Source organism: Pseudomonas sp. 2VD, assembly GCF_005503585.1.
GTDB classification, from domain to species: domain Bacteria; phylum Pseudomonadota; class Gammaproteobacteria; order Pseudomonadales; family Pseudomonadaceae; genus Pseudomonas; species Pseudomonas aeruginosa.
In genome coordinates this window covers 1-25,254 of the sequence record NZ_SCND01000049.1, presented here as the reverse complement: position 1 = coordinate 25,254, position 25,254 = coordinate 1, and the positions used below count along the sequence as shown (strand labels likewise).

General features: G+C 67.3%; 27 protein-coding genes. 13 read left to right on the top strand and 14 right to left on the bottom strand.

Annotated features, from left to right (window positions below):
- Both FFS27_RS08395 and FFS27_RS08390 read left to right on the top strand, forming a co-directional pair.
- Nucleotides 1-373, top strand: a 373-nt coding sequence (locus FFS27_RS08395) for a FadR/GntR family transcriptional regulator (protein WP_137951970.1), incomplete at its 5' end; no start/stop codon positions are given.
- Nucleotides 374-388: 15 nt separating this feature from the next.
- Nucleotides 389-1,663, top strand: coding sequence for a CynX/NimT family MFS transporter (locus FFS27_RS08390; RefSeq protein ID WP_003109954.1), 1,275 nt, complete (start codon nucleotides 389-391; stop codon nucleotides 1,661-1,663).
- Between the two features lie 51 nt (nucleotides 1,664-1,714).
- Here the strand turns inward: FFS27_RS08390 and FFS27_RS08385 are convergent, their stop codons facing one another.
- The 12 genes from FFS27_RS08385 to FFS27_RS08330 form a co-directional block, all read right to left on the bottom strand.
- On the bottom strand, nucleotides 1,715-2,782 hold the full coding sequence (locus FFS27_RS08385; protein WP_003087507.1) for an AI-2E family transporter: 1,068 nt from the start codon (nucleotides 2,780-2,782) through the stop codon (nucleotides 1,715-1,717).
- A gap of 165 nt (nucleotides 2,783-2,947) precedes the next feature.
- Nucleotides 2,948-3,754, bottom strand: coding sequence for a DUF4892 domain-containing protein (locus FFS27_RS08380; RefSeq protein ID WP_003087504.1), 807 nt, complete (start codon nucleotides 3,752-3,754; stop codon nucleotides 2,948-2,950).
- Between the two features lie 8 nt (nucleotides 3,755-3,762).
- Nucleotides 3,763-4,425 (bottom strand): glutathione S-transferase family protein, encoded by a 663-nt coding sequence (locus FFS27_RS08375; protein ID WP_003087500.1) that lies wholly within the window; start codon nucleotides 4,423-4,425, stop codon nucleotides 3,763-3,765.
- A gap of 79 nt (nucleotides 4,426-4,504) precedes the next feature.
- On the bottom strand, nucleotides 4,505-5,365 hold the full coding sequence (locus FFS27_RS08370; RefSeq protein WP_003097867.1) for an alpha/beta fold hydrolase: 861 nt from the start codon (nucleotides 5,363-5,365) through the stop codon (nucleotides 4,505-4,507).
- Entirely contained in the window at nucleotides 5,362-6,174 is an 813-nt protein-coding gene (locus FFS27_RS08365) for an alpha/beta fold hydrolase (protein ID WP_003087496.1), read from the bottom strand. Before FFS27_RS08365 ends, FFS27_RS08370 begins: the two co-directional genes overlap by 4 nt.
- Nucleotides 6,175-6,275: 101 nt before the next feature.
- Nucleotides 6,276-6,917 (bottom strand): LysE family translocator, encoded by a 642-nt coding sequence (locus FFS27_RS08360; RefSeq protein WP_034014005.1) that lies wholly within the window; start codon nucleotides 6,915-6,917, stop codon nucleotides 6,276-6,278.
- Nucleotides 6,918-6,957: 40 nt separating this feature from the next.
- The gene (locus tag FFS27_RS08355; RefSeq protein ID WP_019485658.1) at nucleotides 6,958-7,782 is read right to left on the bottom strand and encodes an AraC family transcriptional regulator; all 825 of its coding nucleotides are present in this window, start codon (nucleotides 7,780-7,782) and stop codon (nucleotides 6,958-6,960) included.
- 57 nt (nucleotides 7,783-7,839) lie between these two features.
- On the bottom strand, nucleotides 7,840-8,277 hold the full coding sequence (locus FFS27_RS08350; RefSeq protein ID WP_003087490.1) for a hotdog fold thioesterase: 438 nt from the start codon (nucleotides 8,275-8,277) through the stop codon (nucleotides 7,840-7,842).
- Between the two features lie 52 nt (nucleotides 8,278-8,329).
- Nucleotides 8,330-9,997 carry an AMP-binding protein gene (locus FFS27_RS08345; protein WP_021264571.1) on the bottom strand — a complete coding sequence of 556 codons (1,668 nt, stop codon included), beginning with the start codon at nucleotides 9,995-9,997 and terminating at the stop codon, nucleotides 8,330-8,332.
- Between the two features lie 126 nt (nucleotides 9,998-10,123).
- On the bottom strand, nucleotides 10,124-10,588 hold the full coding sequence (gene sixA, locus FFS27_RS08340) for a phosphohistidine phosphatase SixA (protein WP_003087483.1): 465 nt from the start codon (nucleotides 10,586-10,588) through the stop codon (nucleotides 10,124-10,126).
- Entirely contained in the window at nucleotides 10,585-10,926 is a 342-nt protein-coding gene (locus FFS27_RS08335; RefSeq protein ID WP_003097882.1) for a DUF4389 domain-containing protein, read from the bottom strand. Before FFS27_RS08335 ends, sixA begins: the two co-directional genes overlap by 4 nt.
- Nucleotides 10,927-10,939: 13 nt before the next feature.
- A complete protein-coding gene (locus FFS27_RS08330; RefSeq protein ID WP_021264570.1) occupies nucleotides 10,940-11,962 on the bottom strand; it encodes an NAD(P)H-dependent glycerol-3-phosphate dehydrogenase in 1,023 nt (340 codons plus the stop codon).
- 150 nt (nucleotides 11,963-12,112) lie between these two features.
- Between FFS27_RS08330 and FFS27_RS08325 the strand changes: the two genes are divergently transcribed.
- From FFS27_RS08325 to FFS27_RS08295, 7 genes are all read left to right on the top strand, one after another.
- Nucleotides 12,113-14,221, top strand: coding sequence for a TonB-dependent receptor plug domain-containing protein (locus FFS27_RS08325; protein ID WP_034014003.1), 2,109 nt, complete (start codon nucleotides 12,113-12,115; stop codon nucleotides 14,219-14,221).
- 171 nt (nucleotides 14,222-14,392) lie between these two features.
- On the top strand, nucleotides 14,393-15,151 hold the full coding sequence (locus FFS27_RS08320; protein ID WP_073647603.1) for an ABC transporter substrate-binding protein: 759 nt from the start codon (nucleotides 14,393-14,395) through the stop codon (nucleotides 15,149-15,151).
- Nucleotides 15,148-17,103, top strand: a complete 1,956-nt coding sequence (locus FFS27_RS08315) for an ATP-binding protein (protein ID WP_021264569.1) — start codon at nucleotides 15,148-15,150, stop codon at nucleotides 17,101-17,103. Before FFS27_RS08320 ends, FFS27_RS08315 begins: the two co-directional genes overlap by 4 nt.
- Nucleotides 17,104-17,291: 188 nt before the next feature.
- Nucleotides 17,292-17,807: a 3-hydroxyacyl-[acyl-carrier-protein] dehydratase FabA gene (fabA, locus tag FFS27_RS08310; protein WP_003087475.1), complete on the top strand. Its 516-nt coding sequence runs from the start codon at nucleotides 17,292-17,294 to the stop codon at nucleotides 17,805-17,807.
- An 11-nt stretch (nucleotides 17,808-17,818) separates the two neighbouring features.
- Nucleotides 17,819-19,036: a beta-ketoacyl-ACP synthase I gene (gene fabB, locus FFS27_RS08305; protein WP_003087471.1), complete on the top strand. Its 1,218-nt coding sequence runs from the start codon at nucleotides 17,819-17,821 to the stop codon at nucleotides 19,034-19,036.
- 153 nt (nucleotides 19,037-19,189) lie between these two features.
- Nucleotides 19,190-20,815 (top strand): methyl-accepting chemotaxis protein, encoded by a 1,626-nt coding sequence (locus FFS27_RS08300; RefSeq protein WP_003109962.1) that lies wholly within the window; start codon nucleotides 19,190-19,192, stop codon nucleotides 20,813-20,815.
- 104 nt (nucleotides 20,816-20,919) lie between these two features.
- Nucleotides 20,920-21,360: a winged helix-turn-helix transcriptional regulator gene (locus FFS27_RS08295; protein ID WP_003087468.1), complete on the top strand. Its 441-nt coding sequence runs from the start codon at nucleotides 20,920-20,922 to the stop codon at nucleotides 21,358-21,360.
- 173 nt (nucleotides 21,361-21,533) lie between these two features.
- On the opposite strand, the gene FFS27_RS08290 is transcribed toward FFS27_RS08295, so the two are convergent.
- Nucleotides 21,534-22,010 (bottom strand): DUF3859 domain-containing protein, encoded by a 477-nt coding sequence (locus FFS27_RS08290; protein WP_003140147.1) that lies wholly within the window; start codon nucleotides 22,008-22,010, stop codon nucleotides 21,534-21,536.
- Nucleotides 22,011-22,078: 68 nt separating this feature from the next.
- Nucleotides 22,079-23,113 (bottom strand): amidohydrolase family protein, encoded by a 1,035-nt coding sequence (locus FFS27_RS08285; protein WP_003087464.1) that lies wholly within the window; start codon nucleotides 23,111-23,113, stop codon nucleotides 22,079-22,081.
- Here FFS27_RS08285 and FFS27_RS08280 point away from each other — a divergent pair.
- The 4 genes from FFS27_RS08280 to FFS27_RS34085 form a co-directional block, all read left to right on the top strand.
- Nucleotides 23,112-24,017: a substrate-binding periplasmic protein gene (locus FFS27_RS08280; RefSeq protein WP_021264568.1), complete on the top strand. Its 906-nt coding sequence runs from the start codon at nucleotides 23,112-23,114 to the stop codon at nucleotides 24,015-24,017. The genes FFS27_RS08285 and FFS27_RS08280 overlap by 2 nt on opposite strands.
- Before the next feature lie 38 nt (nucleotides 24,018-24,055).
- Entirely contained in the window at nucleotides 24,056-24,478 is a 423-nt protein-coding gene (locus FFS27_RS08275) for a MarR family winged helix-turn-helix transcriptional regulator (RefSeq protein WP_020751151.1), read from the top strand.
- 206 nt (nucleotides 24,479-24,684) lie between these two features.
- Nucleotides 24,685-25,176 (top strand): (2Fe-2S)-binding protein, encoded by a 492-nt coding sequence (locus FFS27_RS08270; protein WP_003140151.1) that lies wholly within the window; start codon nucleotides 24,685-24,687, stop codon nucleotides 25,174-25,176.
- Nucleotides 25,173-25,254 (top strand): twin-arginine translocation signal domain-containing protein (locus tag FFS27_RS34085; RefSeq protein ID WP_442962126.1); only part of this gene is annotated, 82 nt, incomplete at its 3' end. The genes FFS27_RS08270 and FFS27_RS34085, both read left to right, overlap by 4 nt.

Below are 25,254 nucleotides of genomic sequence, written 5' to 3'. Positions count from 1 at the left end.
CTCCCTGGAGGCACGCGGGATGATCGAGATCGAGGCGGCGCGCCTGGCTGCCGTTCGCCGCGACGACAGCGACCTGAGCGCATTGCGCGAGCATCTCGACGCTTCGCGCCAGCGCTACGGCAGCGACGACCTGCAGGACTACATCGAGCACGACGTCCGCTTCCACCAACGGATGGTCGATGCCGCCCACAATCCGGTGCTCAGCGAACTCTACCGCTACTTCTCGCAGGTCATCCGGACCTCGCTGGAACGCACCATGGCCGACCCACAAAGGGCCCAGCCCTGCTTCGAGCTGCACCAGCAACTGCTCGACGCCATAGAACGCGGAGACCCGGACGCTGCCGCCGCGGCCAACCGCGCACTGCTGATCTGAACCTGGGACAGACCCATGACTCACGCCTTGAATGCCCGGCCGGGAGCGCACCCCGGCCATCCTCCGGAAGAACTGCTGATCGATGCCGAAGTCGACGACGAACCAGCCCCGCCGGCGCCGCCGCTACGCCCCTGGCTGCTCCTGCTGGGCCTGGTGCTGGTGGCGCTGAACCTGCGCCCGGCGCTGTCCAGCCTCGCCCCCCTGCTCAACCAGGTACGCGACGATACCGGCCTCTCGGCCGCCGCCGCCGGCCTGCTGACCACCGCGCCGGTACTCTGCCTGGGGTTGTTCGCGCCGCTCGCGCCGCGCCTGGCCCGGCGTATCGGCGCCGAACGCAGCGTGCTGCTGATCCTCTTCTGCCTGGCCGGCGGCATCGTCCTGCGCAGCCTGTTCCCGGTGTTCGGCCTGTTCGCCGGCAGCGTCCTGGCCGGCGCCAGCATCGGCATCATCGGCGTGCTCCTGCCGGGCATCGTCAAACGCGACTTCCCGCGCCAGGCCGGGGTGATGACCGGGGTCTACACCATGGCCCTGTGCCTGGGCGCAGCGCTCGCCGCCGGCGCCACCGCGCCGCTGGAGAAGCTCTTCGGCAACTGGGAACTGGCGCTGGCGTTCTGGTCGCTGCCGGCGATCCTCGCCGCCGCCTTCTGGCTGCCGCAGACCCGCCAGGGCCAGCACGCCCATCGCCAGGCCTTCCGTGTCGTCGGCCTGTGGCGCGACCCGCTGGCCTGGCAGGTCACGCTGTACATGGGCCTGCAATCGTCCCTGGCCTACATCGTCTTCGGTTGGCTGCCGTCGATCCTGATCGACCGCGGCATGACTGCGGTGGAAGCCGGCCTGGTGCTGTCCGGCTCGGTGATGCTGCAACTGATCACCGCCCTGCTCGCGCCCTGGCTCGCCGCTCGCGCCAGGGACCAGCGCCTGGCGGTGGTGCTGGTGATGGCGACCACCCTCGCCGGCCTGCTCGGCTTCCTCTATGCGCCGCTGCCGACCATCTGGGGCTGGGCGGTCCTGCTCGGCCTCGGCCAGGGCGGCACCTTCAGCATCGCCCTGGCGCTGATCGTCCTGCGCTCGCGCGACGCCCACGTCGCCTCGCATCTGTCGGGCATGGCCCAGGGCGTCGGCTACACCCTGGCGGCCATGGGGCCGTTCATGGTCGGCGTGGTCCACGACCTGACCGGCGGCTGGAACGCGGTCGGCTATATCTTCATCGGCGTCGCCATCGCCGCCACCCTGTTCGGCCTCGGCGCCGGGCGCAGCCAGTACGTGGCGGCCCGCAGCGAATACCTGTAGCCCCGCAGACGCAAAAAGCCCCGCATCGCGGGGCTTCTTCTCCTTCGTCACTCAGGCATCCGGGCCGCGCCCTTCGCCGGGCGGCGTCCGCGGCGTGCTGGCGATCCAGTCGCTGAGCAGGTTGTAGGCCACTGCCAGCAGGATCGGGCCGAGGAACAGGCCCATGAAGCCGAACGCCAGCAGGCCGCCGAACACCCCGAGCAGCACCACCACCAGCGGCAGGTTGCCGCCACGGCTGATCAGGTAGGGTTTGAGGATGTTGTCCACCCCGCTGATGATGAAGAAGCCCCACAGGCCGAGGAACACCCCGTGGCCATAGTCGCCCTTGAAGAACAGCCAGGCGGTGGCCGGGCCCCAGACCAGCGGCGGGACCATCAGCAGGCTGCAGGCGAAGGTCAGCAGGCCGAGCAGCATGGCTCCCGGTACGCCGGCGATCGTGAAGCCGATCCAGGCCAGCAGGGCTTGCGCCGCGGCGGTGCCGATCACCCCGTTGACCACCCGCTGTACGGTGCCGGCGACAAGGTCGCGATAGTGCTCCGCGCGGTTGCCGATCAGGCGTTCCAGGGCACGGTGGACGATGGACTCCAGGCGCGGCCCGTCGCGGTAGAAGAAGAAGATCAGGATCAGACTGAGGACCAGTTCCAGGATCCCTCCACCGATCTTCGCGCTGCGCGCCAGCAGCCAGTTGCCGACCTCGCCGACATAGGGCTTGAGCACGTAGAAGAACGCCACGCCCTGTTGGTCGATGGAGTTCCACCAGCCGATCAGGCGGTCGCCGATCAGCGGGACGCCGGCCATCCACGAAGGCGGCGGCGGCAGGCCCTCGACCTGGAGATTCTTCAATAGCTCCATCAGCGAACGAACGTTGTCCGCCAGGCCGAAGCCGAGCCAGATCAGCGGCAACGCCACCAGGACGATCCAGCCCAGGGTCAGCAGGCCCGCCGCCAGCGACTCGCGGCCACCGAGCAGGCGCGTGAGCATACGCATCAGCGGCCAACTGGCGAAAGCCAGCACCGCGGCCCAGAACAGCGCCGACCAGAATGGCGCCAGCACCCAGAGACTGGCACCGAGCAGGCCGAACAACAGCACGCGAAGCAACAGCCGATCGTTATCGAACATCAAGGCAGGCCTTCCTCAAAGGGGGATACACCGATAGACAGCGCTCGGCGTGCGCCGTTTCCAGCCGGAGCGTGGGGCGCGGGGGAAAGGCAGTCTACTCTGGCGGGCGGCCTTGCCGAAGGCATTTTCACCATCGCCCGGGCCCGCAGGCCCGGGCGAACGCGTTCAACGCAGCCAGTTGAGGTGCAGGCCCTCGACCTCCGACTGGCCCAGCTCCATGCGGCTGTTCAGCACGCCCTGCCCGCGCAGGGCGTCGCGCCACTCCTGGGCGTGCTTGCCGGACAGCTCGACCCGCACCCCGGTATCCAGGCGCAGGGTCCGCACCAGCAACTCCAGCCAGGAGCCGGCCGGCTCCGCCGGCACATGGCTGAGGGTCAGTTCGCCGTTGGCCTTGAGCAGGCGCAGCAGGGTCGCCGGGCTCGGCAGCAGTTCCCCCAGCGGCGCATCGGCCTTGAGTTCCTCGGCCTGCAGGTAGGCGCGGCGATTGCCGCGGGTGATCGAGTAGACCGCCACCAGGCTGTTCTCCTGTGGCGCCGCCAGGCGCACCAGCAGGTAGGCCTGCTGCTCGTCCGGGCCGTACAGCTTGGCATTGCCGAACACGGCGTTGGCCAGCAGGCTGCTGGAGCCGCAGTCGCGCCGCTCGCACCAGAACAACGGCGTGGCGTCGGCCTTGAGCAGCGCAGTGCGCGCCGCGGCGAACGCCTCCTGGCTGCTGTGCTCGGGCGGCAAGCGGTAGGTCAGCGCGGTCAGCTCGCCTTCGGCGCGCACCTCGCCCTCCATGCGCAGGCGACCGCTGATGCGGCTGATCGCCCCTAGCGGGTAGATCCGCTCCTCGCTCGGCGCCTGGCGGAAGTCGACGATCTCGGCGCGCGGGAAGCGCGGCAGGACGTCCAGGTCATGGCTGCCGGGAAGGTCGGCGGCCAGCGCCGAAAAGCTGAAAACGCCCAGGGATAGCAACAGGAACCCTCGCATACCGGCCCTCAACGGGTCAGCATCGACTGGGCGGTACGGATGGCGTCGTCGCCCTCCTTCTCCCGCCGCGGCACCAGCAGTCCGCGCTGCACCGCGGGACGCGCCTCGATGGCGGCGATCCAGCGCTGCAGGTTGTCCAGCCCGTCGACGGCGACACCGGACCAGTCGTGGATGCGCACCCAGGGATAGGTGGCGATGTCGGCAATGCTGTAGTCGCCGGCGAGGTACTCGGCCTCGCCCAGGCGACCGTCGAGAACTTCGTAGAGGCGCCGGGTCTCATGCTGGTAGCGGTCGATGGCGCCCTGCAACTTCTCCGGGAAATAACGGAAGAACACGTTGGCCTGCCCCTGCATCGGGCCGACCCCGCCCATCTGGAACATCAGCCACTGGATCACCCGCGAGCGGCCCTTGACGTCGGCGGGCATCAGTTGCCCGGTCTTCTCGGCGAGGTAGATGAGGATCGCGCCCGACTCGAAGACGGCGAAGTCGTCGTTGTCGCGGTCGACGATGGCCGGGATGCGGCCGTTGGGATTGATCCTGAGGAATTCCGGAGCCTTCTGCTCCTTCTTGTCGAACGACAGCGCGTGCACCCTGTAGGGCAGGCCCATTTCCTCGAGGGCGATGGAAACCTTGTGGCCGTTCGGCGTGGCGGCGGTGTAGAGATCGATCATGCGGTGACTCTCCGTAACGATCCGTCCAGCCTTACGGCTGGACCCGGAATAGTCAAGGAAACAACGGCAAGCCGGTGTTTCAGCGCGCGAAGAAGGCCGCGAAGACCCTGGCCACCGCCTGCGCCCCGGCCTCATCGTCCAGATGCAGGTGATGCCCGCCCGGCAGGTGGTGCCGCTCGAACGGCAGGGTCTCCAGCAGCGCCCGCATGCGCGGCTCCACCGCCAGCATGCCCTGTTCGGCCAGTACCAGGCTGACCGGGCATTCCACGCTGCGCACGAAGTTCAGCGCGTGGGCCTGGGTCAGGCGCAGCGGCGACGGTAGGGTCAGGCGCGCGTCGGTGCGCCAGGTATAGCCGCCGGGCACCGGTTCCAGGCCGCGCTGGGCAAGCAGTTCGGCGGCCTCCCGGGAGATCTCGCCGACCCCGCGCATCCGCGCTTCCACGGCTTTTTCCAGCTCGGCATAGACCGGCTTGCGCTTGTGGCGTAGCGCCAGTTGCGCCTTCAGCGCTTCGCCGAGCTTCTGCGGCGCCTTGTCGGCTTCGCCAGTGTAGGGAATCAGGCCATCGATCAACGCCAGCCGCTCGATGCGCTCGGGCAAGGCCCCGGCGAGCAGCACCGAGACGATGGCGCCCATCGAGTGCCCCAACAGGGAAAACCGCTCCCAGCCCAGTTGCTCGGCCACCATCAGCACGTCCAGCGCGTAGTCCCAGAGCAGGTAGCTGGCACCCTCGGCACGATGCGCGGAATGCCCGTGGCCGGCGAAGTCGAGGGCGACGATACGCAGCCCGGCGAGCTTCGGCGCCAGGCGCGAGAAGCTCATGGCGTTGTCCAGCCAGCCATGCAGGGCGATCACCGGCTTGCCGTCCGGCGGACCGAACAGATGCGCGGCCAGTTCGATGTGCGGCAGGCTGATGCGTACTTCCTCGACCTGCAGGCTCATGCCGAACGCTCCTCGGTCGCCCGCGACCAGCGATCGAACACGCCTTTCAGCAGTTCGGCGGTTTCCCGCGGGCGCTCCAGCGGGAACATGTGGCCGCCGGGCAGCGACATGAACTCGCCGCGCGGCATCGCCCGGATCAGCCGGGTGTGGTGCGGCAACACCACCTTGCTGTGCCGCCCGCGCACCATCGCCAGCGGCACCTGCAACTGCCGCGCACGCCCCGGACTGCTGTGCGGCACGCTGCGGTAGATGCTGATCTCGGTGGCCGGATCGAAGCGCAGGCGCAGGCCGGAACCGCCGCCGCTGTCGGCCAGCCCGTGGCGTACGTAGGCCTCCAGGCAGTCGGGGTCGAAACGGCGGAACAGCGCCTTGCCGGAGAAGTAGGCCCGCGCCTCCTCCAGGTCGGGGAACGCCTCGCGACGCCCCAGGGTGCGCCCGGCCGGAGTGATCCGGTCGATGAAGCCGAAGCGCTTGGCGGCACGGATCACCAGGCGGTCGGCGAGGGTCAGCACCGGCGAATCGAGCATCACCACGCCGCGGTAGAGTTCCGGCCGGCGCAGCGCCGCGTGGTAGTGCAGCACGCCACCGAGGGAATGGCCGACGCCCCAGACCGGCTGTTCCAGGCTGGCGAGATGGTGCAGCAGTTCGTCCACCAGGTTGTCCCAGTTGTCGTTCACCGGGAAACGCGGGTCGTGCCCGTGCATTTCCAGGTGATCCACCCGGTACTCCGGCGCCAACGCCTCGAACAGCTTGGCGTAGGTAGCCGACGGGAAGCCGTTGGCGTGGGCGAAGAAAACCGATTGCGACATGCGCGACGTCTCGACAGGGCTGATGCCAGGGATTCTCCGGCAGCCTCGCCGAGGCGGCAATGGCTTTGCCGGCTGCCTTGCACGGCGAAGCGGCCAAAACCTCAGGCAGAGCGGACGAGATGCTCGAGGAACGCCGCCGCAACCAGCAGGAACATCACCCCGCAGGCCGCGTCCAGCCAGGGCACCGCGCGCAACAGGCGGGCCTGCAGGGCCGGGCGGGTAAGGGTCAGGCTGAGCAGGCCGAACCAGCAGGCGCCCATACCGAACAGCAGCGCCGCCACCGCCAGCTTGCCGCCGAGCGACATCTGCGCAGGAATCAGGCTGCCGAGCAAGGCGATGAAGAACACCAGCGCCTTGGGATTGAACAGATTGGTCGCCACCCCGCGCAGCCAGGGCCCCAGGGGCGACGGCGGCAGCGCCCCGTCGAGCCGGCCCGGCTGGCCGTCGCCGCGCCGCAGCCAGGCGCGCAGCGCGCCGACGCCGAGCCAGGCCAGGTACAGCGCGCCGAGCGCCTGCAGGATGGCGAACAGCACAGGCGTACGGCTGAGCAGCAGCGACACGCCGGTCAGCACCAGGGTGGTATGCAGGAGAATCCCGCAGGCCAGCCCCAGCGCGCTGGCCAGGCCGGCCCGCCGCCCCTGGTGCAGGGACGTGCGCACCACCAGGGCGACATCGGGACCGGGGCTGACCAGGGCGACGGCGAACACCGCCGCCAGGGTCAGCAAGACAGACAATTCCTGCATGGCTACTCCACGAAAAAGGGATCGGAAAGGAAAACGCGATTCAGCGCTGGCGCAGGCGCGCCGGCGGTAACCCGTAGGTGCGACGGAACAGACGGGTGAAGTGCGCCTGGTCGTAGAAACCGAACTGCTGGGCCACCTGGCTCAACGGCTGCTCGCCGCGCAGTACCAGCGGCAAGGCGCGCTCCAGACGCAGTTGGGTCAGCCACTGGTGGGGCGGCAGGCCACAGTGACGGCGGAAGCGCCGCAGCGCCTGCCAGGGGCTCAGGCCGCAGAAGGCGGCCAGTTCCTCCAGGCTCGGCGGGTATTCCAGGCGCGACTCCAGCCAGTCGCGCAGCCGCGTCCAGTCGCGCCGGCCGAAGCCTTGCCGGTCACCCTCCTCCAGGCGCAGGCTGCTGCCCAGGCTGAGCAGGCAGGCCAGCGCCTGCCAGAGATGCTCTTCCAGGGCCAGACGGTTCTCCAGCGCCGCCGCGCCGCCGAGCATGCCCAGGTGCAACTGACGCAGGCGCTGCTGCAGACGCTCGTCGCGGACCAGGCTGCTGGTCAGGCGCGGCGCCCCCCGGCGGCCGTCGCTGAAGTCGCGGCTGGCGCGCTCCAGCCAGTCGGCATCGAGCGCCAGGACGCGGATACGGTAGCCCTCCTCGCCGGCGCTGCTGCCGTCGTGGATGCTTTCCGGCGCCATCAGCAACGCGTCGCCGGCCCCGGCCAGGCGCCGTTCGCCGCCGGCGGCATAGCGATGCCGGCCCTGCAGCAGCAAGCCGATGTGGTACTCCAGGTGGAAGTGCCGGGGAAAGGAAAAGCGGTTGTGCTCGGCGTCGATCAGGCGTACGCCGGGAATCCCGCTGCTGAGATGGGTGATCTGCTCCATCCCGCTACTCTACCGCCAGCGGGACGGAACGATCTTGGACAAAATTGCGGACCGCGCTCAGCCCGCCCTGCCCGCCAGCGGCACCACCGCCATGGTCAGGCGGGCGATGCAGCTCGGCTTGCCGTCGTCGCCACTGAGGCGGATGTCCCAGACATGGGTGGTACGCCCCAGGTGGATCGCCCTGGCCACCGCGGTGACCCGGCCGCTGCGCAGGCCGCGCAGGTGGTTGGCGTTCACTTCCAGGCCGACGCAGTAGTACTGGCTGGTGTCGACGCACAGGTAGCTGGCCATCGAGCCCAGGCTTTCCGCGAGGACCACCGAGGCGCCGCCGTGCAGCAGGCCGAACGGCTGGTGGGTACGCGAGTCGACCGGCATGCTGGCGGTCAGCGACTCGTCGTCGAAGGCTTCGAAGCGGATGCCAAGCAGGTCGCCGATGCTGTTCTTCTGCGAGGCGTTCAGTTGCTCCAGGTCGGGCGTTTGTCGCCAGAGGCTCATGGGAATTCCTTGCGCAAGGGGGAAGCCCGGAAGGGCTTCCCGTCGGTGGGAGTCATTCGTGCCAGAGCACGGCCTCGCGGCGTTCCACCCATTCGTGGAAGCGCGAGCCATAGGCACCTTCCACCATATTGCGCTTGATCTTCAAGGTCGGCGTGAGGAAACCGTTGTCCACCGCCCAGGTTTCCTGCACCAGGACCAGGCCGACCAGACGCTCGTGCTTGTCGAGCGCACCGTTGACCTGTTCCAGGTGCGCCCGCAGGCTGCTTTCCAGCGCCCCGCGGGTACCGTTGAGGGCCTCCCGGCGACCGACCTCGGAGAGCACGCAGAGCCCCAGCGGCGCGCTGAGGCCCTCGCCGACCACGCAGACCTGCTCGATGCGATCGTGCACCGCCAGGCGGTTCTCGATCGGCGCCGGCGCCACGTACTTGCCCTTGCTGGTCTTGAAGATTTCCTTCATCCGCCCGGTCAGGCGCAGGTTGCCGTCGGCGTCCTGCTCGCCCTTGTCGCCGGTGCGCAGGAAACCGTCGGCGGTGAGCACCTCGGCGGTCTTCTCCGGCTCCTTGTAGTAGCCGACCATGGTCGCGCCGCTACGCACCTGCACCTCGCCCTCGTCGCTGATGCGTACCTCGACGCCGGGGCTGTTCTGGCCGATCCAGCCGGTCTTCTGCCGGCCGGGCCGGCAGACGTGGGAGTAGCCGCTGTTCTCGGTCATCCCGTAGACCTCGAGCACGTCCAGGCCCAGGCGGCGATACCAGAGCAGCAGCGCCTCGGGTACCGGCGCCGCGCCGCAGAGCGCGTAGCGCACCGCGTCCAGGCCTAGCCCGGCGAGCACCTTGCGACCGACGATGCGGCCGAGGATCGGCAGCTTCAGCAGGCGGTCGAGCTTCTGCGCCGGCATCTTCGAATACACCCCCATCTGGAACTTGGTCCAGATGCGCGGCACGCCGAACAGCAGGGTCGGCCGAGCACGCTTCATGTCATCGACGAAGGTGTCCAGGCTTTCGGCGAAGAACACCGTGGTTCCCCCGTAGAGCGACCCCATCTCGACGAACATCCGCTCCGCCACGTGGCACAGCGGCAGGTACGAGAGCATCCGGTCGTCTTCGCGGGTGCCGAACAGTTCCACGCCGCGGCTGGCAGCGAAGGCGAAACTGCTGAAGTTGTGCATCACCCCCTTGGGCACGCCGGTGGTTCCGGAGGTGTAGATCAGGGTGGCGAGTTGCTCGGCGGCGGTCGGCGTGTCGCCTTCGAGCGGCGCGCAGGCCTGCAGGTCGCTCCACTGGCGGTCGAAACGCCCTTCCGGGTGCAACGGCATGGCCACGGTCGGTATGCCCTCGGGGACTCCGGGCGCCATCGCCGGCCAGTCGTCGAGCTTGCCGACGAAGACCACCGCCGACTCGGAATGCTCCAGCACCTGGCGCGCCGACTCGGCGGTGAGATTGGGATAGAGGGGGACGGAAACGTGCCCGGCCATCCAGATCGCCAGGTCAGTGACGATCCAGTGCGCACAGTTCTTCGAGATGATCGCGATACGGCTGCCGGCGGGGAGATCCAGGCTGCGCAACCAGGCGGCTGCACGCCGCGCCTGGTCGCCCACCTCGCCCCAGCTCAGCTCCTCGACCCGGCCGCCACCGATGGGCTGCACCAGGTAACGCCGTTGCGGATGACGCTTTTCGCGCTCGAAGAAGACTTCGAGCGGCAGACGATTTGCAGTGACCACGTACCGCCTCCGTTGTTGTTGTTCTGGGAGATCGACCAAGCACTTGCTTGGTCGAATATTCCATCACAGCCAACCGCAGGCAAGCCGGGAAATGTTTCGGTTTGTAGTCGTTGCGCCAGGCGCTTCCTAGCCGTGCCGCGGGTGATGCAGCGAGACCAGGGTCATCAGCCCGGCGGCGGCGAAGTCGCCTTCCAGCTCGGCCAGCGAGGCAGTGCTCATCGGCAACGGATCACGCCGGTTGCCATGCACCAGCAGACCGCCCAGCGCCCCGACCAGGGGCTGGTGGCTGACCAGCAGGAGATTGCGCTCGCTGCGCTCGTCGAGGAAACCGAGCACCTCGCGCGGATCGTCGTCGGGGGTCAACCAGGGGGCGGTGCCGACCGGCTCGACCAGCCCCAGTGCCTCGCGCACCAGCTCGGCGGTCTGCTGGGCGCGCACGTAGGGGCTGGCGAGAATCCCGTCCAGCGGCAACCCGGCCAGCCGCGCGGCGCTCTGCAGCACCTCCTTGCGTCCATGGGCGGTCAGGCGCCGCTCGGAGTCCCGGCTGGCGTGCGATTCGGCCTCGCCGTGGCGCAACAGCCAGAGCTTCACAACTTCGGCTCTTCGTCGCGCGCCGGGTGCGCGGCGGGCGGCACGCTGTGGGCGGCCTCGCCCTCGGCGGCGCGGGCGCTCGGCCAGTCGGCGAACGGCCAGGGTTTCTCGTCGCTGTGGAAGGTACCGAAACGGCCGATCTGCGCCAGGTACTGGCTGAGGCTATCGCCGAAAGCCATCAGGCTGCCGTTCGGCGCGCCGTAGATCAGTCGGTAGACCAGCTGGATCACCACCACCGCCCCGAGGAGCAGTTCGGCGACCTGCCAGACCAGGACGAACAGCAGCATCCAGAGGATGCGGATGGCGATCGATTCGCGTGCTTGCGGGTCTGCGGACATAGCGGTCTCCTCGTCAGAAGCCGGTGGTGGGAATGAAATCGACGTCGGTCTTCGGCTCGCCGCGCATCAGCAGCTGGATGACCTGCGCCAGGGTGCGGCCTTCGAAGAGGATCGCATGGAGACCGGCGACCAGCGGCATGTACACCTGCATCTCGTCGGACTTTTCCTTGAGTACCTTGAGCGTGTTCACACCCTCCGCGGTCTCGCCCATGCGCGATACCGCCTCCTCCAGGCTGAGCCCCTCGCCGAGGGCGTGGCCGACCTGGTAGTTGCGGCTCTTCGGCGAGGAACAGGTGACGATCAGGTCGCCGACGCCGGCGAGGCCGAGAAAGGTCATCGGGTTGGCACCGAGCTTGACGGCGAACCGGGTCATTTCCGCCAGCGCGCGGGTAATCAGCATGCTGCGGGTGTTCTCGCCCATGTCCATCGCCGCGGCCAGGCCGGCCATGATCGCGTAGACGTTCTTCAGCGCACCGCCGAGTTCCACGCCGAAGCGGTCGCGGCTGGCGTAGACGCGGAAGGTGCGGCCGTGCAGGGCCGCCTGGACGCGGGCGCACAGCTCGTCGTCCTCGCTGGCGACCACCGTGGCGGTCAGCTCGTGCTCTGCGATCTCGCGCGCCAGGTTCGGGCCGGAAATCACCCCGATACGGGCTTGCGGGGCGATTTCCTCGAGGATCTCACTCATCAGCTTGAAGGTGTGCGCCTCGATGCCCTTGGTCAGGCTCACCAGCAGCTTGTCCGTCAATGCTGCCTGGTGTGGTTGCAGCACCTTGCGCAGGGCGCTGGAGGGCAAGGCGACGAAGATCAGTTGGCAATCGGCCAGGGTGCGCTCCAGGTTGGTGACCGGCTCGACCCCGGGATGCACCTTGACCCCTTTCAGGTAGCGCGGGTTCTCGCGTCGTGTGCGGATCGCCTCGGCCTGCTCCGGGTCGCGCATCCACTGGCGGACCGCCTGGCCGTTCTCGGCCAGCAGGTTGGCGATGGCGGTGCCGAAACTGCCGCCGCCGAGCACGGCAATCGGTTGCTGCTCTGTCATGATTCATCCATTTCTGGCCGCCACGCGGCAATCACGCCATTATACGGTCGGCCAGCCGGCCGACCAGTCTTGACGCCGGCGCTGGCAAAAGCCCGCGCCTCGTTTACCATGCCCGGGCCAGACAATACCTATCGAGAACAAGGTCGTTCCGTGCCCATCGCTTCGCGTGCTCCCGTCTCCCTGACCCTGCTGGCCCTGCTGTTCGGCAGCAAGCTCGCGGCCGCCGACCTGTTCAACGATCCCAGCGGCGTTCCCGAAGTATTGACCGCGACACGCCTGAAACAATCCCCGGCGGAAGTTCCCGGCAGCATCAGCGTGCTCGACCGCGAGCTGATCGTCGCCAGCGGCGCCCGCGACATTCCCGAACTGATGCGCCTGGTCCCGGGCATGATGGTCGGCTACCTGTCCGGCAACCAGCCCACGGTCAACTACCACGGCACCAGCATGTCGGGGGCGCGGCGCCTGCAAGTACTGATCGACGGTCGCTCGGTGTACCGCCCGGGCCTCGCCAGCGTCGACTGGAGCGACCTGCCGCTGGCCCTCGAGGATGTCGAGCGGATCGAAGTGTTCCGCGGTCCGAATACCGTCAGCTACGGCGCCAACGCATTGATGGGGGTGATCAACATCATCACCCGGGCCCCCGGCGAGTCGCCCGGCACGCGCCTGAAATACACCGCAGGCCAGCGCGGCATCCGCGACTGGTACGCCAGCCAGAGCATCGCCCTGGAAGACAGCGACTTCCGCCTGTCGCTGTCCGGCCAGGAAGACGACGGCTTCGACCACGACCACGACGGTCACGCCCTGCGCGACGGCCGCCGGCTCAGCCGCTTCAACCTCAACGCCAGCCACAGCCTGGCGCCGAACCAGAGCCTGGAGTGGCAACTGGCGGCCAAGGAAGGCTCGAACCAGCACCCCTACGCCTACCGCTCGCCGTTTCCCCAGGTTCCCGACGACGTCGACAACTCCGATACGCTCGCCCACGACTATGCCGGTTCGCTGCGCTGGAACGTCGATCTCGACCCACGCCACAGCTTCTATATACAAGGCTACGCGCAGCACTGGGAGCGCCGGCAGGAATGGAACGCCTGCGAGGCGGGCATCGCCTTCAGCCCGCAACTGGCGCAACTCTGGGAACTGAACCCGGACTACCTGCGCAGGTTCGCCGACGACCCTACCCGGCTGCCGCCCGGCAGCCCCCAGGAGCTGCAACTGGCGACCCAGGTCCTCGACCAGCTACGCAACGGCGGACTACGCCCGGTCTGCGGACGGGTCGACCGCAACATCCGGGAAAGCCGCTACGACCTGGAGATGCAGGACACCCTCAGCCTGGGCGACAACCTGCGCCTGCTGAACGGCCTGAGCTACCGCTACGACCAGGCAAACTCCGAGACCTTCTACGGCGGCAGGGTCAGCAGCCAGATCTGGCGGCTGTTCAGCCAACTGGAGTGGCATGCCGGCGAACACTGGCTGCTGCAGGGCGGCGGGATGCTCGAAGACGTCGAGGCCTCCGGCAGCTCGTTCAGCCCGCGGCTGGCGGTGAACTACCTGTTCAACCCCCAGCACAGCCTGCGCGCGGTCTATTCGGAGGCGGTGCGGTCGCCGGGCATGTACGAAAACGACGTCGACTGGCGCTACCGGGTCCGCCACCTGACACCGGCGCCCTACGGGCAGAGCGAAGCCTACTACTTCGCCAGCGCCCACGGCCCCGGCGACCTGGGCAAGGAACACACCCGTTCGCGCGAGATCGGCTACAACGGTTTTTTCCGCGAGACCGGGCTGGCCATGGATGTGCGCCTGTTCCACGAGGAAATCACCGGACTGATCAGCGATCCGCTCAGCGTCGTCGACTTCAGCCCGGACAACGGCGATCGCATCCGCTTCTCCGGCGCGGAAGGCCAGCTCGACTGGCGCCTGGGCCTGCGCGACCGCCTGCGCGCCACCTACGCCTATCTCGACTACGACGCCACCAGTCGCTACGACCGGCGCCTGACCGCCCGCCACGGCGGCTCGGCCGGCTGGATGCACGACTGGGGCCAAGGCTGGTCCAGCGCCCTCTTCTATTACGGCGACGATTCGCTCAATGGACATCGTTTCGAACGCGTCGACCTGCGCCTGGCCAAGCGCATTCCCCTGGGCAAGGCCGCCCTGGAACTGGCCGGCGTGCTCCAGCAGCGTCTCGACGACCAACCGCTGACTTTTCCCGACAACCGCTACGACAGCCGCCACCTGCTCTACTTCAGCGCCGAGGTGACGTTCTAGATGCGTCGCTTGCGCCCCGCCCGTCGGGCTTTCCAGGCGATTCTCGCGCTCGTCTTCTGTTGTCTCCCGCATGTCGGCGAGGCCGCGCAACTGGTCCTGGTCAGCGCCAACCAGGGGGCCGCGGTGAACGCCTTTCGCGACGCTCTGTCGCAGCGACGGCCGCAGGACCAGGTGGAACTGCGCACGCCCGCGGCCCTGGCGGAGGGGATGGTCTTCGCCGACGACACCCGCCTGCTCCTGCTCGGCCCCGAGGCCCTGGCCTGGCGCCTGCGCCAGCACCGGGCGCCACCGACCCTGGCGCTGCTGCTCAACCGGGTCGATGGCCAGCGCCTGCTGCCAGGCGCCAACGGGCATGGCGGACACGGCGTCGGAGGGCTCTGCGTACTCTGGAGCGACCCGCCGGCGGCCCGCCAGCTCCGCCTGGCGCGCCTGATCCTGCCGGGCATCCAGCGCATCGGCGTGCTCTACGGCAAGGACAGCGAATTCCTCCTCGACGAGCTTCGCCGCGAGGCCCGCAGCCAGGGGCTCGAGCTGTTCGTCGCCAGCAGCAGCGGCAACGACGACCCGCGCCCGCTGCAGTTCCTGCTCGGCAATAGTGACCTGCTGCTCGGCATCGACGACAAACAGCTGTACAACTCGCAGAGCATCAAGAGCCTGCTGCTCGGCAGCTACGCCAAGAACCGCGCGCTGCTCGGACCCACCGCAGCCTTCGTCAAGGCCGGCAGCCTGGCGAGCAGCTACAGCGACCAGGAGGACTGGCTGGACACCCTCGACGAACTGCTCGGCCAGGCGCCCAGGCACTGGCCCCTCAGCCTCTATCCAGGGCATTTCAAGGTGCTCGGCAATCGGCAGGTAGCCCGTTCCCTGGGTATCGACCTGGCCAGCGACGCCGACCTCGGCCGGCGCCTCGCCGAAGGAGAAGAACCATGAGCCAGCGCCACGGCTGGGACATCCGTACCCGCATGCTGGCGATCAGCCTGGGCCCGGCGCTGTTGCTGACCCTGCTGCTCACCGCCTACTTCACCTACTCGCGCCTGCAGGACCTGCGCCAGGAACTGACCCATACCGGCCAGTTGATCGCCGACCAGTTGGCGCCGGCCGCCGAATACGGCGTGATCGCCGGCAACACGCCCGTGCTGCAGAAGCTGCTGCAGGCCACCCTCGACACCCCGCATGTGCGCTTCATCGAGGTACGCGACCGCAACGACAATATCCTGGTGTACGTCGAACAGTTGTCCGGCGCGTTGCAGAACGCCGCGCCGATCGACATCTTCCACTCCACCATCCAGCGCCAGCGCATCGCCCTGGCCAGCGACCCGCTGCTGGACGGCGCCAGCGAAGGCGACGGCCAGTCCGGCGAGGACTACCTCGGCCGGGTGGTGGTCGGCATGTCCAACGACGCCTTCAGCCAGCGGCAACAGGAAATCCTCCTGAAGGCCGCCCTGCTGGCCGCCTTCGCCCTGATCCTCACCTTCCTCGTCGCGCGCCGCCTGGCGCAGCGCCTGTCGGCGCCGATCAGCACCATGGGCCAGGCGGTCGAGGCGATCCAGAGCGGCGACTACAAGACCAGCCTGCCGATCCTCGACGACGGCGAGATCGGCGACCTGGCCCGTCACATCAACAATCTCGCCAGCGGGCTGGACCGCGCGAGCCGGGAACAGGAACAGGCGATCGGCCAATTGATCAGCGCCCGCGAGGAAGCGGAGCAGGCGAACCGGGCGAAGTCCGACTTCCTGGCGATGATGAGCCACGAGCTTCGCACCCCGATGAACGGCGTGCTGGGCATGCTGCAACTGCTGGAAACCACCGAGCAGACCCGCGAACAGGCCGAGTACACGGCGCTGGCCACCGAGTCCACCGAACACCTGCTGAAGGTCATCAACGACATTCTCGACTTCTCAAGGATCGAACGCGGCGCGCTGGAACTGGAGTGCATTCCCTTCAACCTGCTGGAACTGGTGCAAGGCTCCGCCCTGGTGTTCCAGCACAGTGCCCAGCAACGCGGACTGGCGCTGGAATTGCAGATCCAGGCCGGCCTGGAGAATATCGAGGTCTGCGGCGATCCGACGCGTATCCGACAGATCCTGGTGAATCTGCTGGGTAATGCGCTGAAATTCACCGAGGAAGGCGCCATCCATCTCAGCCTGGAGTGGCAGGCGCTCGATCACGACGTACTGTGGCTGACCTGCGCGGTGCACGACAGCGGCATCGGCATCTCGCCGGAACGCCTGGAACATATGTTCGACGCCTTCCAGCAAGCGGATTCGTCGATTTCCCGGCGCTACGGCGGCACCGGGCTCGGCCTGGCGATCGCCAGGACCCTGGCGGAACGGATGGGCGGCACCCTGCTGGCAGAGAGCAAGGAAGGCTCGGGATCGACCTTCACCCTGGAGATTCCGCTGCCCTTCCAGCAGTCGCCGGCGCACCGGCAGCAGGCCGCTGGCGACGCCGCCCCGATTGCCGCCGGTCAGGAAATCCTCCTGGTCGAGGACAATCCGGTGAACCAGACAGTCATAGAAGCCATGTTGCGCAGCCTCGGCTATCGCGTCACCCTGGTCGCCGACGGTATCCAGGCGGTGCGCAGCGCCGAGCGCCAGCGCTACGACGCGATCCTGATGGACTGCCGCCTGCCGGTGCTCGACGGCTACTCGGCGACACGGGAAATCAGGGCCCAGGAGAACGGCCGGCGGGTACCGATCATCGCCCTGACCGCCAACGCCCTGCAGGGCGATCGGGAGAACTGCCTGCAGGCGGGAATGAACGATTACCTGGCCAAGCCATTCAAACGGGCGGAATTGCAACGCATACTGCAACGCTGGATCGGCTCGCAGCCGGAACTCCCCGTGACGTCGAACGAAACCGGACGAGGGGAGCCGGAATGATCTACGACAAGGGCGGCAAGCGGACGCGGGAATAAAGTGAACATCTGTTCGCCGGACACTGTGACTTTCACCGCAACGCAACAGTCTATGACTAGGCTGCCGCTGCGACGCCGATACAATAACCCGGCGCGACGGCCGCTGGACGAACCGCCACAACCCTGCAGTTCAGGGATTTTTGAGGAGCTCGCATGACCAAACAACACGCCTTCACCCGAGAAGACCTGCTGCGCTGCAGTCGCGGCGAGCTGTTCGGCCCGGGTAACGCGCAACTTCCCGCCCCCAACATGCTGATGATCGATCGCATCGTTCACATCAGCGATGTCGGCGGCAAGTATGGCAAGGGCGAGCTGGTCGCCGAGCTGGATATCAACCCGGACCTGTGGTTCTTCGCCTGTCACTTCGAAGGCGATCCGGTCATGCCCGGTTGCCTGGGCCTGGATGCCATGTGGCAGTTGGTCGGTTTCTACCTCGGCTGGCAGGGCAACCCCGGCCGCGGCCGCGCCCTGGGTTCGGGCGAAGTGAAGTTCTTCGGTCAGGTTCTGCCGACAGCGAAGAAGGTCACGTATAACATTCATATCAAGCGCACGATCAATCGTTCGCTGGTCCTGGCCATCGCCGACGGCACCGTCAGCGTCGATGGCCGCGAAATCTACAGTGCCGAAGGCCTCCGCGTCGGCCTGTTCACCTCCACTGACAGCTTCTAAGGGTTATCCGCATGCGTCGCGTCGTTATCACCGGTCTGGGCATCGTTTCCTGCCTCGGCAATGACAAAGACACCGTTTCCGCCAACCTCCGTGCGGGTCGGCCCGGCATTCGCTTCAATCCGTCCTACGCCGAGATGGGCCTGCGCAGCCACGTTTCCGGTTCGGTCGACCTGAACCTCGAAGAGCTGATCGATCGCAAGGTCTTCCGCTTCATGGGCGATGCCGCCGCTTACGCCTACCTGGCGATGGAGCAGGCGATCAAGGACTCCGGCCTGACTCCGGAACAGATTTCCAACCCCCGCACCGGCCTGATCGCCGGCTCCGGCGGCGCTTCCACCCTGAACCAGATGGAAGCCATCGACACCCTGCGCGAGAAAGGCGTCAAACGCATCGGCCCATACCGCGTGACCCGCACCATGGGCAGCACCGTATCGGCCTGCCTGGCCACGCCGTTCCAGATCAAGGGCGTCAACTACTCGATCTCCTCCGCCTGCGCCACCAGCGCGCATTGCATCGGCCAGGCCATGGAACAAATCCAGCTGGGCAAGCAGGACGTGGTCTTCGCCGGCGGCGGCGAAGAGGAACACTGGAGCCAGAGCTGCCTGTTCGACGCCATGGGCGCCCTCTCCACCCAGTACAACGAGACGCCGGAAAAGGCCTCCCGCGCCTACGACGCCAAGCGTGACGGCTTCGTCATCGCCGGCGGCGGCGGCATGGTGGTGGTCGAGGAGCTGGAGCATGCGCTCAAGCGCGGCGCCAAGATCTACGCCGAGATCGTCGGCTACGGCGCCACCTCCGACGGCTACGACATGGTCGCCCCGAGCGGCGAAGGCGCGATCCGCTGCATGCAGCAAGCGCTGGCCACCGTCGACGCGCCGATCGACTACCTGAACACCCACGGCACCTCCACCCCGGTCGGCGACGTCGCCGAGATCCGAGGCGTGCGCGAAGTGTTCGGCGACAAGGCGCCGGCCATCAGCTCGACGAAGAGCCTGTCCGGCCACTCGCTGGGCGCCGCCGGCGTACACGAGGCGATCTATTGCCTGCTGATGATGGAAGGCGGCTTCATCGCCGGCTCCGCCAACATCGACGAACTCGACCCGGAAGTGGCCGACCTGCCGATTCTCCGCGAGACCCGCGAGAACGCCAAGCTCGATACCGTCATGAGCAACAGCTTCGGCTTCGGCGGCACCAACGCCACCCTGGTCCTCAAGCGCTGGCAGGGTTGATTCCCTCCATCGCCGCATGAAGCGCCCTTCGGGGCGCTTTTTTGTACCCAGCGTTTCTTTACCCGAACTGCATGAACGGGCTAAACCTGGCGCCCCGCCTGCCGATAGAACTGATCAGCCCCGTCTCTCTCCTGCCCCCTGGAATCCGCCATCATGTCTTTGCGCAGTATGCCCATCGCGACCCGTGCCGCCCTGAGTTTCGCCCTGATCACCGCTCTGCTGGTCATCACCGGCATCTTTTCCCTGAACCGAATGGGTTCGCTCAACGAAGCCTCTTCGGACATCAGCGACAACTGGCTGCCTAGCGTCCGCGAAAGCGCCGAGTTGAACGTTCTGCTCGCCGAACTGCGGCAGGTGCAACTGGCCCATGTGCTGGCGGCGGACGACAGCAGCAAACGCTTCCTGGAAAGCCGCATGACGGAAATCGGCAAGGAACTGACCGATCGCGAGGGCGCCTACCAACGGCTGATCAGTGGTGCCGACGAGCGCTCGATCTACGAGCGCTACCTGGCTACCCGGCAGACGCTCCTGCAAAGCCAGCAGACCCTGGTGCAGATGTCGCGCAGCAAGCCGCTGGAAGAGACCCGCCAGTACACCGAAAGCACCTTGCTCGACCAGTACCGCGCCACCCAGCAGCAACTGCAGGCGCTGATCGACTTCAACGTCAAGGGCGCCAGCCAGGCCAGCCACACGGCCGATGAGGTCTATCACAGCGCCTTCGCCGCAGTGATCGGCGTACTGCTGGTCGCCGGCCTCGCTACCGTGGTACTGGCTTGGCTGTTCACCCGCAGCATCACCCAACCGCTCGGCGAGGCGCTGCGAGTGGCCGAGGTGATCGCTTCGGGCGACCTCACCAGCCGCATCGACACCTCTGGCCGCGACGAACCGGCCAAGTTGCTGGTCGCCCTCCAGGGCATGCAGGCACAACTGCGCCAGACCATCCAGCAGATCGGCAGCTCGGCGACCCAACTGGCCTCCGCCGCGGAGGAACTCAGCGCCGTCACCGAGCAGGGCAACCGCTCGCTGACCCAGCAGAACGACGAAATCCAGATGGCCGCCACCGCGGTCAACGAGATGACCGCCGCCGTCGAGGAAGTGGCGCGCAACGCCAGCTCCACCTCGGACGCCTCGTCCGCCTCCGAGCAATCGGCGCAGAACGGACGCCAGCGGGTACTGGAGACGGTCCAGGCGATCCGCCTGATGAGCGAAGAAGTGGACAATACCTCGGCGCTGGTCGGCGGCCTGGCGGAAAAGGCCCAGGACATTTCCAAGGTCCTCGACGTGATCCGCGGTATCGCCGAACAGACCAATCTCCTGGCGCTCAACGCGGCCATCGAGGCGGCTCGCGCCGGCGAGCAGGGCCGCGGTTTCGCCGTGGTCGCCGACGAGGTTCGCGCCCTCGCCCATCGCACCCAGGAATCCACCCGCGAGATCGAGCAGATGATCGCCAACATCCAGGAAGGCACCGGCGCCGCGGTCGGCGCCATGGACAGCAGCAGCGTACGCGCCCGCAACATGCTGGAGATCGCCGAAGCCGCCGGCCTGGCGCTGAACGAGATCGCCGAGCGGGTCGGCCAGATCAACGAGCGTACCCTGGTGATCGCCAGCGCCTCCGAGCAGCAGGCCCAGGTGGCCCGCGAGGTCGACCGCAACCTAGTGAACATCCGCGACATCTCGCTGCAGACGTCCGCCGGCTCCAACCAGACCGCCGCCGCCAGCCAGGAACTGTCGCAACTGGCCATTGACCTGAACAACATGGTCACCCGCTTCGTCGTCTGACCATGCCGTGCGCCGTCTCACGGCGGTGCACTTGCTGCGGTTGCCCAGCGTGGAGCCCGGGTTTTACCATGAAACCCGATCCTCTCCCCTCCGGAGCCGCCCTGATGGTCAAGCGCACCAGCCACAAGCAAGCCAGTTGTCCAGTCGCCCGCCCGCTGGACGTGATCGGCGACGGCTGGTCGATGCTCATCGTGCGCGATGCCTTCGAAGGACTGACGCGCTTCGGCGAATTCCAGAAGAGCCTCGGCCTGGCCAAGAACATCCTGGCGGCGCGCCTGCGCAACCTGGTGGAGCACGGCGTGATGGTGGCGGTCCCGGCCGAAAGCGGCAGTCACCAGGAATACCGCCTGACTGACAAGGGACGCGCGCTCTTCCCCCTGCTGGTGGCGATTCGGCAGTGGGGCGAGGACTATTTCTTCGCCCCGGACGAATCCCATGTCCGCCTGGTCGAGCGCGACAGCGGCCAGCCGGTGCCGCGCCTGCAGGTACGCGCCGGCGACGGCAGTCCGCTCGCCGCGGAAGATACCCGGGTCAGCAGGGACTGATCGAAGGACGAACAGGCTACCATCGGCATCCGCGCGTACGCCGCCAAAACGGCGGATAACCGCAGGCGGCTATTCGCCCTGCCGCACGCAGGCAACCCTTGCCCGGTAGAGCGAATGGCGCCCCCGCGTTATCCACGCGACACAAGAAAACCAGCGCTCTGCATGGCTCGCGCTCAGCGCACGTCGAAGGATTTCGACGCCAGCAGGCGATCGCCCTGGAACACCATCAACCGCCATTCGCCCTTCACCACTTCGTGCGGCTCGGTGAATTCGTAGGCCATGACATCGGTCGGCGCGCCCGGCACCAGCTTCTGCACCACTTCGAACTTGTCATGCCGCTGGCCATCCGGAGTGACCACGCCCGGGGTGAGGTAGAGCAGCGTCAAAGGCGTATCGCCTTCCTGCTTGCCGCTGAGTTGATAACGCATGCCGAACTTGGTGCCGAGCTTGGCCGGGACTTCGGTGGTCTGCTGGATGTTCTGCTCGCTACGGGTCAATACCCGTTCGCCGGGCTGGAAATCCTGGTAGCGGCTTTCGAACACGCCATATTCGATGGGGCCGTCGATACGCACCTCGGCCTGCGCCGCCACGGCGACGCCGGCGCCGAGCAGGAAGACGGAACGACTGATGCAAGAACGGATGAAGGACATGACTCACTCCTGGATGGGACTGGCGCGAGCCTATGACGCCGGCATGACAGACTGATGACGAATCCGGGTTATTCGCCTCGCGGATCGGCGGGCTGGCGCGGCAGCACTGCGAGGAAGTTGTCCCGCGCCACCTGGCGAGCGACCTGCTCGGGCAAGGCGTCGAGGAACGGATCGAAGCTCGCCATCAACTCGGGCAGGCTGTCGAACTGGCCGACCACATCGGAACCGAGCATGAAGCGTTGCGGAAACCGCTCGACCAGTGCCAGCCACTGCGGGTCGGGCTTGCCCTGCTCGTCCAGCAGGTACGGGCGCAACACCGACCAGGACAGGTCGATGTAGAGGTTCGGGTAACGCTGCAGCAGACGCCCAAGGGTCGGCAGGAGGAAGTCCAGTTTCTTCTGGTGGCGATGGATCTCCATGCTGGTCCCGGCATGGGCCCAGATGAACCGCACATGCGGGTGATTGCGCAGGGGCTCCTCGATTTCCGCCAGGTACAGCGGGTTACGTTCGCGCTTGGAAGTGACGTTGGCGTGCAGCAACACCGGCAGGTCGAATTCGGCGGCCAGGTGATAGACCCGCGCCAGCGCCTCATTGTTGGCCCTCGGCACGTCGCCGTAGGTCAGCGCGGTGAGGTCGTCGTGCCGGGTAAAGATCTCGCCGATGCCCTGCCAGAGTCCCGGGTCCAGCTCCAGCATGCGACGGATGTGCGCGTCGGCGTTCTTGTCGGTCGGGTTGAAACCGGTCAGGAACGGATGCACGCGCCGCCGCTGCTCGGCTGGCAGGGATTTCACCGCCGCCGCCACGATCACGTCGGTGGCGCTGTACCAATAGGCTCCGGCATCGTCGCCAGCGTAGTAGCGCGGCCGCTTCGGCTCGTCCTCGTGCCATTTCTTGGCGACCGCGACGCCGCTGAGCATCACATGGTCGACCCGGCCTTTGTCCATCGCCTCCAGCAGGCGCGGCATGCCTTCGCTTTCCTGGAAGAAATCCACGTAGTGCACGTGAGCGTCGCTGTAGCGATAATCCCTGGCATGGGTCAAGGATGTCACCAGGGACAGGACGAACAATGTCGAAAACAGGGCACGCGTACGGGGGCCAGCCATGGCATTCCTCCTGATAGGCCTGAGTGAACATAGACCGCAGCCGCTCGGCCAGGGTTCGCCGCTCCGCTGGCTGGCCCTGCTGTTCGGCCTGCTGGCCTGGCATGCCGGGGCTGGCGAACGGCTGATCTATCCGCGCCATTCCGAAGGGCGCAACCCCGAACCCTACGTCGTCGAGCTGCTGCAACTGGCGCTGGCCAGGAGCGGCGGCGACTACCGCCTGGAGCCCAGCGCGCAGCCCATGCCGCAGTCCCGTGCGCAACTGCGCCTGGAGCAGGACGATCCGGGCCTGCAGGTGATGTGGGCGCAGTCCCGCGACGACCTGGAAGAGACCCTGCTGCCGATCCGCATTCCGATCTATCGCGGCCTGATCGGCTGGCGCATTCCTCTGGTCAGCGCCGCCAACAAGGACCTCCTGGCCTCGGTGCGGACCCTCGACGATCTCCGCCGCCTGCGCTTCGGCCAGCGCCAGGACTGGGCCGACACACCGATCCTGCGCGCCAACGGCCTGGAGGTGAAGACCAGCCAGAGCTACGAGAGCCTGTTCCGCATGCTCGATGCCGGCCGCTTCGAGGTCTTCCCCCGCGAGGTCGTAGTGATCGACGGAGAACTGGAGGACGCCTCCCGCGCCGGGCTGCACCTGGCGATCGACCAGCACCTGGCCCTGCACTACCCCGCGGCCTTCTATTTCTTCGTTTCGCGTCAACGCCCGGAACTGGCCGAGGCCATTCGCCAGGGCCTGGAGAAGGCGATTGCCGACGGTAGCTTCGAACGGCTGTTCGAGCGACATTTCAAGACGCGGCTGGGCAAGCTTGCCCTTCGGCAGCGGAGAATAATCGAGCTGAAAAACCCCTATCTTCCAGGAAAAACTCCTTTTCAGCGCGAGGCACTCTGGTACCGGCCGTGAGCTAGAATGAGGCCTTCACGCCACCACCGATGCCCAGCATGTCCCGTACCACCCCGTACCGCCTCGACGACCAGATCGGCTTCATCCTGCGCCAGGCCAACCAGCGCTATGCAGCGTTGTTCGCCAATGGCATCGGCAACGGCCTGACACCCACCCAGTGGGCCGCCCTGGTCCGCCTCGGCGAGACCGGACCCTGCCCGCAGAACCAGCTCGGCCGGCTCACCGCCATGGACGCCGCGACCATCAAGGGCGTCGTCGAGCGCCTGGACAAACGGGGACTGATCCAGCGCAGCGCCGATCCGGACGACGGCCGGCGCCTGCTGGTCAGCCTCAGTCCTGCCGGACGCGCCGAACTCGAGGCCGGCCTGGCGGCCGCCCGCGAGATCAACCGGCAGGCCTTGGCTCCCCTCTCCCCGCAAGAACAGGAAACCCTGCGCGGGTTGCTCGCTCGCCTGATCTGAGGCCATTGCGGTCTATCTTTTTTTCCGCGTTACGTCGTCCGGAGCTGCGCCTTTCGTCGTAGCGGCCTGCCATTGACAGTTCGCCGCAGGCATCCATAACATGTTTGTATACAAACAAATTCCCGCAGAGCCGCACGCTACCAGGCACGGCCGACGGGACATCCGCCTGATGAACAGCCATGCCGCCGGCATGGGGAGAAACCGCCATGAGCGATGCCCTTGCCCTGACCGTCAACGGTCAGTCCCTGCGCCTCGATGTCGCCCCCGATACCCCCCTGCTCTATGTCCTGCGCAACGACCTGCAACTGAACGGTCCCAAGTTCGGCTGCGGCCTCGGCGAGTGCGGCGCCTGCACCGTGCTGATGGATGGCGTCGCCACCCGCTCCTGCATCACCCCGGTGGAGGCTGCCGTGGGCCGCCAGGTGGTTACCCTCGAAGGACTCGGCGATGCCGCCCATCCCCATCCGCTGCAACAGGCCTTCATCGACGAACAGGCCGCCCAATGCGGCTACTGCATCAACGGCATGGTGATGACCGCCAAGGCGTTGCTGGATCGCAACCCGAACCCCAGCGACGGCGAGATCCGCCAGGAATTGGCCTACAACCTGTGTCGCTGCGGCACCCATGTGGAGATTCTCAAGGCCGTGCGGCGTGCCGCCGAGAGCCTGAAGGAGCGTCAGGAGGAGCACCCGGCATGAGCCTGGCCAATCCCTCGCGACGCGGCTTCCTCAAGGCCAGCGGCCTGCTGCTGGTCACCGTCAACCTGCCCGCCCCGC